The sequence below is a fragment of the Metabacillus mangrovi genome (genome assembly GCF_009711125.1).
Taxonomy (GTDB): domain Bacteria; phylum Bacillota; class Bacilli; order Bacillales; family Bacillaceae; genus Metabacillus_B; species Metabacillus_B mangrovi.
The window spans coordinates 411,473-424,790 of record NZ_WMIB01000001.1 but is presented as its reverse complement, the minus strand read 5'-3'; the positions used below and the strand labels follow the sequence as shown (position 1 = coordinate 424,790).

14 protein-coding genes and 1 riboswitch are annotated in these 13,318 nt (G+C 46.3%); of the genes, 12 read left to right on the top strand and 2 right to left on the bottom strand.

Features of this window, described 5'->3' with window-relative positions:
* The first annotated feature begins 9 nt into the window (after window positions 1–9).
* The 3 genes from sigX (at window position 10) to GKZ89_RS02260 (ending at window position 2,697) form a co-directional block, all read left to right on the top strand.
* Window positions 10–555, top strand: coding sequence for an RNA polymerase sigma factor SigX (sigX, locus tag GKZ89_RS02270; protein ID WP_162356376.1), 546 nt, complete (start codon window positions 10–12; stop codon window positions 553–555).
* Window positions 536–1,813, top strand: coding sequence for a hypothetical protein (locus GKZ89_RS02265; protein ID WP_155110739.1), 1,278 nt, complete (start codon window positions 536–538; stop codon window positions 1,811–1,813). The genes sigX and GKZ89_RS02265 overlap by 20 nt, the downstream gene beginning before the upstream one ends.
* Before the next feature lie 71 nt (window positions 1,814–1,884).
* Window positions 1,885–2,697 carry a histidinol-phosphatase gene (locus tag GKZ89_RS02260; protein WP_155110738.1) on the top strand — a complete coding sequence of 271 codons (813 nt, stop codon included), beginning with the start codon at window positions 1,885–1,887 and terminating at the stop codon, window positions 2,695–2,697.
* A gap of 94 nt (window positions 2,698–2,791) precedes the next feature.
* Here GKZ89_RS02260 and serA read toward each other — a convergent pair whose 3' ends face one another.
* Entirely contained in the window at window positions 2,792–4,363 is a 1,572-nt protein-coding gene (serA, locus tag GKZ89_RS02255) for a phosphoglycerate dehydrogenase (protein ID WP_155110737.1), read from the bottom strand.
* Between the two features lie 190 nt (window positions 4,364–4,553).
* Window positions 4,554–4,688, top strand: a riboswitch (FMN riboswitch).
* 138 nt (window positions 4,689–4,826) lie between these two features.
* Between serA and GKZ89_RS02250 the strand changes: the two genes are divergently transcribed.
* The gene (locus GKZ89_RS02250; protein WP_155110736.1) at window positions 4,827–5,402 is read left to right on the top strand and encodes an ECF transporter S component; all 576 of its coding nucleotides are present in this window, start codon (window positions 4,827–4,829) and stop codon (window positions 5,400–5,402) included.
* Window positions 5,403–5,460: 58 nt separating this feature from the next.
* Here the strand turns inward: GKZ89_RS02250 and GKZ89_RS02245 are convergent, their stop codons facing one another.
* Entirely contained in the window at window positions 5,461–5,709 is a 249-nt protein-coding gene (locus GKZ89_RS02245; RefSeq protein WP_155110735.1) for a ferredoxin, read from the bottom strand.
* Between the two features lie 268 nt (window positions 5,710–5,977).
* Here GKZ89_RS02245 and GKZ89_RS21465 point away from each other — a divergent pair, with 268 nt between their 5' ends.
* The 8 genes from GKZ89_RS21465 to GKZ89_RS02205 all read left to right on the top strand — a co-directional run bounded on the left by GKZ89_RS21465 (window position 5,978) and on the right by GKZ89_RS02205 (window position 12,965).
* Window positions 5,978–7,015 (top strand): helix-turn-helix domain-containing protein, encoded by a 1,038-nt coding sequence (locus GKZ89_RS21465; protein ID WP_155110734.1) that lies wholly within the window; start codon window positions 5,978–5,980, stop codon window positions 7,013–7,015.
* 5 nt (window positions 7,016–7,020) lie between these two features.
* Window positions 7,021–8,502, top strand: a complete 1,482-nt coding sequence (locus GKZ89_RS02235) for a RecQ family ATP-dependent DNA helicase (protein ID WP_155110733.1) — start codon at window positions 7,021–7,023, stop codon at window positions 8,500–8,502.
* On the top strand, window positions 8,477–9,082 hold the full coding sequence (locus tag GKZ89_RS02230; RefSeq protein WP_338324878.1) for a CPBP family intramembrane glutamic endopeptidase: 606 nt from the start codon (window positions 8,477–8,479) through the stop codon (window positions 9,080–9,082). Before GKZ89_RS02235 ends, GKZ89_RS02230 begins: the two co-directional genes overlap by 26 nt.
* A complete protein-coding gene (locus GKZ89_RS02225) occupies window positions 9,079–9,879 on the top strand; it encodes a LysM peptidoglycan-binding domain-containing protein (RefSeq protein WP_155110732.1) in 801 nt (266 codons plus the stop codon). The genes GKZ89_RS02230 and GKZ89_RS02225 overlap by 4 nt, the downstream gene beginning before the upstream one ends.
* A gap of 111 nt (window positions 9,880–9,990) precedes the next feature.
* The gene (locus GKZ89_RS02220) at window positions 9,991–10,449 is read left to right on the top strand and encodes a DUF2663 family protein (protein WP_155110731.1); all 459 of its coding nucleotides are present in this window, start codon (window positions 9,991–9,993) and stop codon (window positions 10,447–10,449) included.
* 20 nt (window positions 10,450–10,469) lie between these two features.
* Window positions 10,470–11,237 (top strand): metallophosphoesterase, encoded by a 768-nt coding sequence (locus tag GKZ89_RS02215; protein WP_162356374.1) that lies wholly within the window; start codon window positions 10,470–10,472, stop codon window positions 11,235–11,237.
* Between the two features lie 101 nt (window positions 11,238–11,338).
* Entirely contained in the window at window positions 11,339–12,256 is a 918-nt protein-coding gene (locus GKZ89_RS02210; RefSeq protein ID WP_155110729.1) for a MerR family transcriptional regulator, read from the top strand.
* Between the two features lie 121 nt (window positions 12,257–12,377).
* Entirely contained in the window at window positions 12,378–12,965 is a 588-nt protein-coding gene (locus GKZ89_RS02205; protein ID WP_155110728.1) for a genetic competence negative regulator, read from the top strand.
* The last annotated feature ends 353 nt before the right edge of the window (window positions 12,966–13,318 follow it).

The window sequence follows — 13,318 nt, the reverse complement described above, 5'->3', positions numbered from 1 at the left end:
GGGGTTTCCGTGGAAGAAGCCTTTCATAAAATATATGAAAAGTATCACCAGGACTTGTTTCAATTTCTATTTTATATGGTAAAAGACCGCGGACAGGCAGAGGATCTTGTACAGGAAGTCTACATTCGCGTCCTGAAATCCTATGATAAGTTCGAAGGCAGAAGCTCAGAAAAGACGTGGCTGTTTTCAATAGCCAGACATGTGGCGATCGATTGGTTCCGTAAACAGAAAACCATCCGCCAGCGGCTCGTCGAGCGGTTCGACTGGGATCAGAATCAGGTGAGAGACCATTCTCCTCTCCCGGATGAAATTGCACTGCAAAATGAGCAGATCCAATGGATTTATGAGGCCTTGGATGCCTGTACCATTGACCAGCGTACCGTTATTATTTTGCGATACATACAAGGTCTGTCGATCCAGGAAACTTCTGAAGCGCTTACATGGTCGGAGAGTAAAGTGAAAACCACCCAGCACCGGGCGATTAAAGCATTAAAAAAGAGCATGGCTCATCTCGGCGAGAAGGAGGGAGCAATCCATGAAAAAATCAGGGTTTAACGACAAACAGATCGAAGAAATGCTTTACAATCTTCCAGAAATTAAAGACAAACGCTCCCCGCAGGAAATCTTTAGAAAAATCCCGGCAGAGCGGCGGCGCCGGGCGAAGAGAATTTGGTTCGGTCCGGTCCTGGCAAGCGCTGCTGCTTTGTTTCTCCTTTTTCTCATGTTTCCCTTTCAGGCAGATAAGTCTGCTCCCTTAGCCGGGGGAGGGAGCGGCTCCGGGGGAGCCAAAGAAGAAAGCAGTGTGTCCAGTGAACAGGATTCCAGCCGGGAAGCGGATACGGAACAAACCGAACCCGGACCGGAGCGTAAAGAAGCAGAAGGTGCACCAGAAGGAAAAGCAGAAGATAAAGCAGAAGATAAAGCAGTACCTGATCAGCCGGCATCACCTGAAAGGAAAACGGAACAGCAGGAACCTCCCGCTCCTCCAGAAGTAAATGTCTCCTTTTTGGCAGCAGACACCGAACAGGAAAAAAACCGGTCACTCACTGTAGCCTACATGGATCAATCGGTCAACTACACGATCCCGGTCACGCTGATTTCCGGCAGTGAGCCTTTAAAGGCAGACCAGTATAATGAACTGATTGCTTCTTTCGATGAGAGTAAGCTCGGTTTAGTGAGCTTTTTGCAGGATACGGATATCCGTGCCTCAGAAAACAAAGAGGCTATTGAAATTCATATAGATGAGGGCAGAACCATCTCCACTTCTTCAGAGGCAATGTTTGCTGAAATCGTAAAAGAATCCTTTGGCGGAAAAGGATACAGCAAAGCCGATCTCTTTACAGGGGAAAAGCCGGAAATCGATCTCGGTCCGCTCGGCAGCGCTCGTTCGCTGGATTTACAGGCTTCCAACAAAAAAGCCATCTACAAATATGCGGCTGAAGGCTCCTCTGCTCCGCTTTTTGCAGAATCCAACGAATCCTATGAGACGTTTAAAGAGGCATACAGCAATATGACGAAAGATAAAAATGAAACGATGAAAACAGTCATGGCAGAGCAGGCTGCAGTTTCATCCATTGACGAACAGCAGAGTGAACTTATTCTTACTTTTACCGAAAATGAATTGGGAAACAATGAGCAGACGATATTTATGCTGGAAGCACTGCTGCTTACAGCTAAGGAATTTAATTACGAATCCGTCTCTTTTAAAGGGCTTAACCTGGAAAAGGTCGGAACAATGGATGTCACAAAGCCTGTTAAAGTACCTTACGGAGCGAATCCCGTCCAGGTGGAAGCAGAGGATACAGGGGAATAGCCTGAAAAATCTGCTTCTTCCATACACTCTTTCTCTTTAATATGGTAAAGTGTAGAAAAGGAGGAAGTGACATGCTGACGGATTATCATAACCACTTGGAACGCGGTACATTGACTCTGGAGTACCTGAAGCGTTTTACGGACGAAGCAAGACGGAAGAACATTGATCATTTTGGCATTTCTGAGCACGCGTATCATTTCTATCAGACAGCCGATATCCTGAGCAACCCCTGGGTGGAGGAAAGACGGTTTTATGATATGAAGGATTATACAGCTCTGTTCCAGAAGGCGTGGAGTGAAGGAATCGATGTAAAAATGTCGATTGAGATGGATTATACACCCGGAAAACACCGGGAAATGGAACAGTTTATTAAAAGCTATGATTTTGATTATGTGATTGGCTCGATTCATTGGGTGGAGGATTTCGGGATAGACTTAAAGGAATACATCCATGAATGGGACAAACGGGATCTGCATGATACATACACGAAATATTACGACCAGGTAGTTACGCTTGCGGAATCCAATCTGTTTGATATAATCGGGCACCTGGATCTTGTGAAAATTTTTAACTACATTCCTGAAGATGAAGAATTTCTGATGCAGCAATTTGAACGGGCTGCCGAGGCGCTCTCCCGGAGTAAAACATGCGTAGAAATCAGCACGGCCGGATTGCGTAAGCCGGTAAACAAACTGTATCCGGATGAAAGGCTGCTAAAGCTTTGCTTCGACAAGGGAGTACCGATCGTTCTGTCATCAGATGCGCATCAGCCGCAGGATGTAGGAGCGGATTATGACCAGGCAGTTGCCCTTGCGAAGAAGACCGGGTATGAAACGATCATGACGTTCTCGAAGGGTGAGAGGACGCCGGTGCCAATCGGATAAGCAGGGGATCCTGTACATAAAACGAAATCATTCAATAAAAAACAGGGAAACGCACACTGCGGCGTCTCCCTGTTTTTTTATTGCTGCTTTTGATTTACAATTCGATCGCTTTGATCGTGACGATTTCTTCAAGCCCCTTCAGGCTGGAGAGGGTGGTCTCTTCCAGCGGCTTATCAAAGGAGAGCATCATGATGGCCTCTCCGCCTTTTTCCTTGCGGCCCACCTGCATGGTGGCAATGTTCACTGCATGGTCTCCAAGGATTTTTCCGACATTTCCAATAACACCGGGAACATCCGTATGCTGGACGAACAGCAGATGGCCTGATGGATGAAAATCAATGGAAAAACCATTAATGGAGATGATTCGTTCACCGAAATGGGGAATGAACGTTCCTTTAATTTCAGATGAAGAATGCTCGCCGTTAATCGTGACCGTCATACTGCTGGAGTAGCCTGAATGGCGGTCCGATACTTTTTCAATAAATTGAATACCACGTTCCCTTGCCAATACACCGGCGTTCACTGTATTGATATTGATATCCATGCGCTGCTTGAGGAAAGAGGCGATCAGGCTTTTCGTGACATAAGACGTTTCGATTTCCGCCGCGCTTCCTTCATACTCAACCTCAATGCTCCGGATCGGTTCATTCATCAGCTGGGAAAGAAATGTTCCGATACGCTGGGCAAGTCCGTCATACGGCGCCACCTTCCGGTAAGCTTCCTCGGACATCGCCGGCAGGTTAATGGAGGTCGTCACCTGTTTTCCCTGTACAAACAGCAGTACTTCCTGAGATACCTGATAGGCTACATTCAGCTGTGCTTCCTTCGTTGACGCACCGAGGTGGGGGGTTGCAATGACCTGTTCAAACTCAAGCAGACGCGTATGCTCAGGTGGTTCTACTTCAAAAACATCGAGTGCGACCCCGCGTACATGGCCGTTCTCAAGATATGTACAAAGTGCCTCTTCATCGATGATTCCGCCCCGGGCGCAGTTTACGAGGTATACACCCTCTTTAGTCCTGCCGATTGTTTCGTGATTCAGAATGCCTTTCGTTTCTTTCGTGAGCGGGGTATGAACGGTAATGATATCTGCACTAGAAAGCAGTTCGTCCAAACTGTGTTTTTCAACTCCGATTTTTTCAGAGCGCTCCTTCGTCAAGAAGGGATCAAATACAGCCACTCTCATCCCGAAAGCTTTCGCGCGGCCAGCGAGTTCTGTACCAATTCTCCCCAGGCCGACGATTCCCAGTGTTTTACCGTACAGCTCACTGCCGACAAAGGCAGTGCGCTTCCATTCACGGTTTTTAACCGACATGTTCGCCTGCGGGATGTGGCGTACCAGTGAAGCAATCATTGCGAATGTGTGCTCTGCAGTGGATATTGTATTCCCGTCCGGGGCATTGATGACGATAATGCCTTTTCTCGTTGCCTGTTCCACATCAATATTATCAACCCCAACCCCGGCCCTCGCGATAATTTTAAGATTCGGCATCTGGTTCATGAGCTCTGCTGTCACTTTCGTGGCACTTCTTACAAAAAGAGCATCATATTGGGTGAGGTCTTCTTCTTCTGATGCCTTTTTCTGAACGATTTCAATGTTGTCTGCTTCCAATAATGGTTCTAGTCCATCTCTGCTGATTGGATCTGAAACAAGTATTTTAAACATTTGATCTCCTCCGGCCTATTGTTATTCGATAATTTATGATATTGAGAATAGTTTAACAATATGAATCAGTGCGGTAAAGTGTGAAAGCGGTTACTTTTATAAAAAAGTTGAAGAAGTGTCCTTCAAAACATTTTTCTATACAAACAGATTTAAACCCTATATAATTACTGGGAATACAAAATAAAATATGATCATTCTTCGGGGCAGGGTGAAATTCCCTACCGGCGGTGATGAGGTTTCATCCTCTAAGCCCGCGAGCCTGTAATGGGCAGGATCTGGTGCGAATCCAGAGCCGACAGTATAGTCTGGATGGGAGAAGATGGTGGCTCAGCGCTGAAAACTTCGGTTTACAGTGTCTATTCGGATTGCACATCGACTCCCTCTGCTTATTAAGCAGGGGGTTTTTTGCAGCCGTCAGCAGCCCTTCTTTTCAAGAGAGAGATCAGAAAAGGAGAGATTCAGCATGATTCAGAACAAATTGACTAGAACGGTCACAACAGCAGTATTGAGCAGTATGGCATTTTTGCTAATGCTTCTTGAGATTCCATATCCGGGAAGTGCATTTTTGAAAATTGATTTTAGTGATATCCCGGCACTTGCTGCTTTGATCCTGTTTGGACCGGGTGCAGCTCTTACAGTTGAAGCACTCAAAAATGTCCTGCATTATTTTCTTCAGGGCAGCGGAACAGGGGTGCCGATTGATCAGCTTTCCAACTTTATTGCGGCAGCGCTGCTGATCCTGCCTGCATGGTTTATTTATAAAAGAACACAGACTGTAAAGGGCCTCATGGCTGGCTTGGCAGCCGGAACGCTCAGCATGGCAGTTCTCATGTCTGTCTTCAACTATTTTGTTGCTCTTCCTGTATACACGTACCTGATGGGAATGCCGAAGATGAATGCTGCAGAAATTTATCAATTTATCGTGATTGGAATTCTGCCGTTTAACTTGATAAAAGGCTTCCTCATCTCTGCCGTGTTTACAATGGTTTATATAAGAATGAAAGCATGGTTTGACCAAAAATCCGTCCAGACCAGCTGATTATAGAAGAATGCAAAAAAATCCCCCCTGCATCTGGCAGGGGGGATTTTGCTGCAGTCTATTCGAATTTCAGGGCGTCGCCCTCGAACGGTTCATCTGCAATCTTAATGGAATCAGTAGGGCAGCCTTCATAGGCATCCATCATATCTTCTTCCAAGACTTCAGGAATTTCAACAATCCCCTGGTTCTCGTCCAAAGTTACAAACGCAATTCCTTCGTCATCATAATCATAAATATCCGGTGCAGCAGCTCCGCAGGCACCGCAAGCAATGCAAGTGTCTTTATCAACAATTGTGTATTTAGCCATAAATGAATACCTCCTGATCATTCTTAGGACGGCAGCGAATCGGCATCGGCTGCCCACCGCGATGGATGTGAAGTCCTTAACTTATACCTATTGTATAGATGTTGCATAAACTTTTCAATAACAAAAAACATTGAGAATCCTTATCACAACCGCGTTTTCTATATTTACGGTACCCTCCCCTGCAGGCTTTAAACATCCACGGACCGATTCATTTCTGCTAAAATAGTCAATAGATGACTGACTTTTTAAAAAGAGCTGGTGAGCGAGAGTGACTGTTACAGGATATTCATACATTACATTGCTGTGCCTGGATAAATTCAACGGAGAAAGATCTGTTTCCGCCGTGTATCATCTGCTTCGCGGCAAAAAAACTTCGCAGACTCTTCAGGATATGAATCTTTTCGGTGTGTCCTCCTTCTTTTCCCTTTTTCCGCATGTATCCCGGGAAACGATTGACACGGCCAGCCGCTATCTGGAAGACCATCAATGGATTAGAAGGGATTGCACACTTACGGAGCGGGGAAAAGCCATTCTCAAAGATGCGGCTTTACGGATGCCGGTCCCGGCCGGGCTGAACGGGTGGAAGTATGGAAGTGAGGCCCGGTCTGCATGGAGCAGGCTTTCCCTGCTTGTGCAGACGGTTACCCACTTGGTCACCAGCAGCTCAAGATTCATGCCTGTAACATCTGATGAAGATACACAGCAATGGGTCAAGGGGATGCTGTCCAAACTGCGCATGAGCAAACAGGATCTTTCCCGTCAGCTTTACAGGGAACTGGATCAATTTCTGTCCGCTTACGGGGACTCTGGTGCAGAACTTTTTGTTTACCGGCTCACTTCACCTGAACGGGCCGGCTTAACCTATGTTCAGCTCGGAGAAAAAAGGGGAATGGATCCGGTTTATACAGAGCTTTGCTTCTGGAGCATCGTCCATAGTCTCCTGAACGAGCTGGAACCGTCCCGATATCCGCTTCTATCGGGGCTTTCAGTCCGGGAATCCGGCTCGCTGCCCCTTACATTGACGGCTGAAAAGACCCGCAGGCTTTTAAAGCAGGGATTAGATAAGGAAACAGCAGGAAGAGTCCGGAATTTGAAAGGCAGTACAATCGAGGACCATATCGTAGAAATTGCCACACACGATCCGGAATTCGATTTTAAGCCCTACATTAGCGAGCAGGATCAAGCAGAAATTGCTCACGCTATAAGGGAAATCGATTCGCGGCAGCTTAAGAAGATCAAAGAGCATTTTGGCAGCAAATACTCTTATTTTCAAATCAGGCTGTGCATGGCATCAGTAAAGGAGTGACCGGGATGGAGCTTGAGCATGCCCTGAAAAAATATACAGGCTATACCTCCTTCCGTGAAGGACAGGAGGAAATTATCAGAGATCTTGTCTCAGGCAGGGATGTGGTTGCCATGCTTCCGACCGGTGGCGGAAAATCACTTTGCTATCAGCTGCCGGCGTACCTGCTAAAGGGAGCAGCTGTTATTATTTCTCCGCTGCTCGCACTGATGGAGGACCAGGTTGCCCAGCTGAAAATGAATGGAGAAAAAAATGTGATCGCCTTGAATAGCTTTCTTGATTACGAAGAAAAGCAAAAAGCGCTCAGCCGGCTCTCAGACTACAGGTTCATTTTCCTGTCGCCGGAAAGTTTGAACAGTGCGGCTGTGATCAAGGCTCTAAAGCAAATCCGTGTGGGGCTTTTGGCAGTTGATGAAGCCCATTGCATTTCTCAATGGGGGCACGATTTCCGGCCGGATTATTCCCTGATCGGAGAAGCCCGGCAAATGATGAATGAAGCCCCGTGTCTGGCATTAACTGCAACGGCAACGAGCGATGTAGTCAGCGATATAAAGGAATCGCTCCATATACCGGATGCAGCCCAACATTTGCATTCTGTGAACCGGCCAAATATCGCAATGTTTGTAAAAGAAGTTTCGGGGCTTGAGGAAAAACTCGGACAGCTGTCCTATTATGTCCGAAGTTTGAAGGGACCCGGTCTGATTTATTGTTCAGGGCGCCAGTGGACGGAGAAGCTGTCCGCTTTTCTTAAGGAGAAAGGGGTCAGCAGGACAGCCTACTACCATGGCGGAATGGAGAAGGAGCAGCGGATGCTGATTCAGCAGCAGTATTTAAACGGCCAGCTGGATCTTGTCTGCTGTACGAGCGCTTTTGGAATGGGAGTGAACAAACAGGATATCCGATATGTTATCCATTTCCACCTTGCGGCAAGGATGGACGCTTATCTTCAGGAAATCGGCAGAGCAGGCAGAGACGGAATGCCTGCCGCTGCGATCACCCTTTATGACCGCGAAGACATCCAGCTTCCCCTTTTTATGATTGAAAAGGAGTTTCCGGCAGAAGATGAGCTAAAGGCGTTTCTGTCAGCAGAGGAAGACAGCTTGTCGCCAAGGCTTGTAATAGAAGAGACGCATGAACGCTTTATTCTTCACCATCTGCGTTTTTTGGATGACTTGACCAGGGAAGAGAAAGAAGAAGCCATCCGCAGGAAAATAAACGAACGGCAGCAAAATAAGACCGAAAAATTAATGAATATGATAAAATGGTATTCGACAGATGTTTGCAAAAGAACCGGTATTTTGAATTATTTTGGAGAAGGAACACTCCGCCCCGACTTCGACAAATATTGCTGCAGCAGCTGCGGAGCAGATGAATCCTTTTATTTTGAAAGCAGCCATACAGACCAGCATAAGCACGATCAAGAAAATCATTGGAGAAGTGAGCTTGGAAGGATGTTTAAAGTGAGTGAACCGATTGTTCAAAAACCATGAACGCATCATCCACGCCATGACCGACAGGGAAATGGTCAGTCAGCTGTATATAACACAAGCCGTATTGGCAGTGCTCGGACTTCTCGGATCCTTCTTTTTCCTCGGAGGATGGCTTGTTCCTGCTGAAATGATGAACCCTTCCTGGGCTTCTGTAATCATCGGAATTTGTGCTGCAGCTGTTGTGATTCTTGCAGACAGGGCTGTGGAGAAAATCGCTCCTGACGGCTTATACGATGACGGGGGCATTAACGAAAAACTTTTCAGGAGCTGCACCATTCCACATATAGCGGCAATGACTGCCATGATCTCCATCGTGGAAGAGTGGCTTTTCAGGGGGGTCCTGCAGTCTGAATTTGGTCTTGCTGCTTCGGCGATCATTTTTTCAGTGCTGCATATCCGCTACTTGTCGAAACTGCTGCTGTTTATAATGGTCACGGCAATCAGCCTGTTCATCGGGATCCTGTTTGAATACACAGGAAGCCTTCTTGCTGCTGTGACGGCCCATTTTATCATTGACCTTTTCTTTGGGATCCAAATTCGATTAAAGTATGTAAGCAGAGGTGAATCCAAATCGCCATGAACAAACAAACAACTCCTCCGGATCATGCGGAAAAATCAAGACTTCAAAGGCGGGCTGAAAGAAAGGAAGCGGGCACTTACCCTTCCAGAAGCGAGATTCATAAGAACAAAAGGCAGGAAAAAGAAGACGGAAAGAAAATCAAGCTGAAATACCCGCTCATCAGCCTTCTGGCTCTTTGTTTTATCCTGCTCCCGATTTTTCTGCTGTCTTTTACTTACTATTATGGTAAAAACGGAACGACGCTGGATGATGGCCAGAAATTAAAAGATTACGAGTCGATCATTATCGATAACAACAGAGAAGACGAAATACAGCAGGAAGACCTTCCCCCGGAAGAATCATCATCTAATTCAGAGCAGGACACTAAAGGGGATTCCGCCGGCACCTCTTCAGAAGAAAAAGACGACGAGAACCGTATAGCAATGGAGCAGCAAAAACAAAAAGAAGAAACCCGCCGGCAGGAAGCTGAAGAGAAGAAGCTGAAGCAGCAGCAGGAGGAGAAGGAAGCTCAGCAGAAACTTGCGCAGGAGCAGAAAGAAGCTCAGCAAAAGCGTGAGGAACAGCAGAGAGAGGCGGAAAAGAAAGCTGCGGAAGAGCAAAAACCTGAATCAAAGCAAAAGCCAGATTCAGCTGCAAAAGTAGTGAAGCATATCGTCAAGCCTGAAGAAAACCTGTTCAGGATCTCATTAAAATATTATAAAAGCCGGGAAGGCGAAGCCATTATAAAAGAATACAATCATCTGCAGGAAAATGAGGTCTATACCGGACAAGTACTTGAAATCCCGCTCAGGCAGTGATAATCTTCGTTCAAGTGAACGGAGATTTTTTTAGCTTCCCGGCCTCATACCCTGTCTGCCTTGTGAATATGATTCAGCATAGGCTTTAGGACAGATGGGGGCGAGAATGAAATGGAAGAAACAATAAAGCTTCTGGAGCCGGTCACAGATGAGCCGACGAAGCGGATGCTTCAGGGACTTGTAGACAAGAAAAGAAAATTCGATGATCTGAAAAGAAAAGTCCTGCTGCTTCAGCTGGCCTCTTTCGGGTTGATGATCGGTTTTATGGTGTATTTTTATAATGCGGTTGTACTCACAAGCGGAAACAGTCTGCCTGCAGTACTTTCCCGTTTTGTCGATGAATCCCTTCATCTTTACTTCCTCACTGCGATTGCAGGAGCGTACGCAACGGCACTTTTTTTAAAAAAGAAGGAAGAAAAAGCAGAGAAGGAATTTCATACGCTTCGCTGTGAAGTGATCCGGAAAAGCGGAGAACTGTGGCCTCAGCCTTATCATTGGAAAAAAAGGATAGCCGTATTTCAAGTAATGAAAAGTGAGTTCGGCATTAATCTGTTTTATGAAAGCAAATGATAGCAAAGACAGGTGAAACGATGAAGATTGCAGCAGCAGCAGCTATAGCTGCATTGCTTTTTTTATGCTATATGTTTTGGGAGGCGCACAGGAACAGGCTTAGAAGGCTGAACCTCGAATATGCTGATTTTCCGGCAGAGCACGGAACCTTGACTATTCTTTTCATATCAGATATCCATAGGCGGAGCATTTCTGATAAACTGCTCAGAGGCTTGCCTCAAAAGCCTGACGTTATTTGCATCGGAGGGGATCTCACCGAAAAGGGGGTCCCGCTCGAAAGAACGAGGGATAACCTGAAAAAATTAGGCAAGATTGGACAAGTGGTGATGGTGTATGGAAACAATGACCCGGAGGCCGGTCTGCCAAATCTGGAGAGGATTCTGGCTGAAGAAAAAACTGTTCTGCTCAGAAACGAGTCTTACGAAGTTCCTTCCGCTTCCGGGAAAAGAATACATATCGCTGGAATCGACGAAATGAAGTTTGGGTGGGATCGTCTGGAGGCCTGCCTCAAGCAGCCGGCGGATTTCCGCATCGTTCTCTGCCACAATCCTGACATTCACCGGCAGCTGAATGAACAGTCCGATGTCCGTCTCGTTCTATCCGGGCACACACACGGCGGACAGATAAGGCTTTTCGGATTCGGATTATATGAAAAAGGCAAATTGCACCGGCGGGCCTTCGGTGATCAGCTGATCAGCAATGGATATGGGACAACCCAGCTCCCTTTGAGGCTCAATGCTCCGGCAGAAGCCCACTTCATAACCATCACAGGAAAGAAAAATCATTAACAATACTTATACAAAGTTTACACAAGGAGCCCGGTTGGATATAATTTAAAGGAAGAAGTGATGCTGAACAAGTGTCATTGTGCTGTGATGGAGGATTGACAATGCCAAATCCAGAAGAAGGTAAATACAATATTAAAGCCGTTTCAAAGATGCTTGGAATACAGCCTGGCACTTTGCGTGCATGGGAAAGGCGCTATCAGATGATCGCCCCTGTACGGAATGAATCCGGTCACCGTCTGTATACAGAAGACCATGTCCGTATCCTTAAATGGCTTATACAAAAAGTGAATAAGGGCTTTTCAATCAGTCAGGCGGTCAATCTCCTTGAAGATACCGGTCTTCCTGTACATGATGGAGTTCCTGAATTGGAAAAAGAAACGGACCGCTCAGCAGAATTGATGGATGATCTGCTGAAGGCACTGCTGTCATTTGATGAAAATCTTGCCCATGAATTGATGAACCGTGCATTCAGTCTTTATTCCATTGATAAAGTCATGATCGATATACTCGGCAAGGTGCTTATGAGGGTTGGAGATCTATGGGAGCAAGGAAAAATAACGACTGCCCATGAACACTTCGCAACATCATTTCTGCGCTCAAGAATAGGGATGATCCTTCATACCCTGCCGGTGAACGGGCTTCTTCCAAAAGTAATCGCGGTATGCGGTCCGGGGGAATGGCACGAGATGGGACTCCTCATTTTCACTCTTTTCCTGAGAAGAAGAGGCTTTGAAGTCATTTATTTAGGGTCAAGCATAGCGGAGAAGGACCTGTCCGTTGTCCTTGAGGAAGTAAAGCCTAAGTTCCTGTTCATGTCCTGTACGCTTCCGCAAAATGCAGACAGGACGTTCGCTGCTGTAGATGAGCTGCGAGGCCGGTTCCCGGATCTGCAGATCGGTCTTGGAGGGGGAGCCTTTCAGTTTATCGATGAAACGAAAAGGGCGGATTATACGGAAACCCTGCTCGGAGACTCCAATCATGAATGGGAAATGTGGCTGAAAACAAGGCTCGCTATGTAAAGGTGAATAAACTTGTCTATTTTTTGCTGCCGTTGTAAACTGTTAACAAAATAACGAACCATCTTACTTGTATATCATAGAATAATTACATGGTAAGGGTTTTACGGCAGGAGGGAAAGAGATGCGATTGGAGCGCCTTAATTACAACAAAATCAAAATATTTCTTACGATTGACGATCTGATGGATCGCGGTCTTACGAAGGAAGACCTGTGGAAGGATTCATTCAAGGTGCATCAGCTATTCAAGGATATGATGAATGAAGCAAGTCTTGAACTCGGCTTTGATGCTCACGGATCTCTTGCTGTGGAAGTGTTTTCTCTCCAGGCACAAGGGATGGTAGTTATTGTAACAAAAAGCACGGAAGAAGTGGAAGAAGAGGAAGAAGAATATGCGGATGATTACATTGAAATGCAGGTCAAACTGGACGAGAGCATAGATATCCTCTATGAGCTCCAATCCTTTGAAGACCTCATTCAATTATCAAAAGCATTGAACTTAATAGGACTTACCCAGGGAGCTGTTTATCACTATCAGGAGAGATATTTTCTGCATTTGGACGATTATGCACCGGCTGAGATTGAAACGGTTATCGCCGTCCTTGCTGAATATGGAAGCTCCACTACTTTAACACTCCACCGGCTGCAGGAATATGGCAAGCAGATTATGGCTGAAGAAGCCGTCCGCCAGCTGAATGACTATTTTCAATGATAAAAAGGGCTGTTCACACAGTCCGGTATATAGAATGGACCCCCGCGCATCAGGCCGGGGGTTTTTCAATTGCCTTCTAACCAGGTGGGCTGCCCAGGTGAATAGAAGCTCGCTGCCGCTGTATAGCAGTGTCCTGAACGACGGTGCCGTTCGTCAAGTCCTCCATAAAGAAGAGGTGGGTGCCGGCGGCGGAATCTTTACATTATCAGGGTGGAATTGGACAGAAAATTGCTTAAAATCAAAACATTTCACCATTTGGAGCCGCTTGCACAATGATGCCAAAAATTCCCCTCAAAACCGTCGATATCACTAGGCATAACAGTAGTGAAGGTGTATACTATTGTCTGAAAGGC

Bases quoted from the DNA above. Each gene is read 5' to 3' on its own strand.
- GKZ89_RS02225 (WP_155110732.1), top strand. From the start codon at position 9,079: ATGAACAAACAAACAACTCCTCCGGATCATGCGGAAAAATCAAGACTT.
- GKZ89_RS02250 (WP_155110736.1), top strand. From the start codon at position 4,827: ATGATTCAGAACAAATTGACTAGAACGGTCACAACAGCAGTATTGAGC.
- GKZ89_RS02215 (WP_162356374.1), top strand. From the start codon at position 10,470: ATGAAGATTGCAGCAGCAGCAGCTATAGCTGCATTGCTTTTTTTATGC.
- serA (WP_155110737.1), bottom strand. From the start codon at position 4,363: ATGTTTAAAATACTTGTTTCAGATCCAATCAGCAGAGATGGACTAGAA.
- GKZ89_RS02245 (WP_155110735.1), bottom strand. From the start codon at position 5,709: ATGGCTAAATACACAATTGTTGATAAAGACACTTGCATTGCTTGCGGT.
- GKZ89_RS02260 (WP_155110738.1), top strand. From the start codon at position 1,885: ATGCTGACGGATTATCATAACCACTTGGAACGCGGTACATTGACTCTG.
- GKZ89_RS02220 (WP_155110731.1), top strand. From the start codon at position 9,991: ATGGAAGAAACAATAAAGCTTCTGGAGCCGGTCACAGATGAGCCGACG.
- GKZ89_RS02210 (WP_155110729.1), top strand. From the start codon at position 11,339: ATGCCAAATCCAGAAGAAGGTAAATACAATATTAAAGCCGTTTCAAAG.
- GKZ89_RS02235 (WP_155110733.1), top strand. From the start codon at position 7,021: ATGGAGCTTGAGCATGCCCTGAAAAAATATACAGGCTATACCTCCTTC.
- GKZ89_RS02265 (WP_155110739.1), top strand. From the start codon at position 536: ATGAAAAAATCAGGGTTTAACGACAAACAGATCGAAGAAATGCTTTAC.
- GKZ89_RS02205 (WP_155110728.1), top strand. From the start codon at position 12,378: ATGCGATTGGAGCGCCTTAATTACAACAAAATCAAAATATTTCTTACG.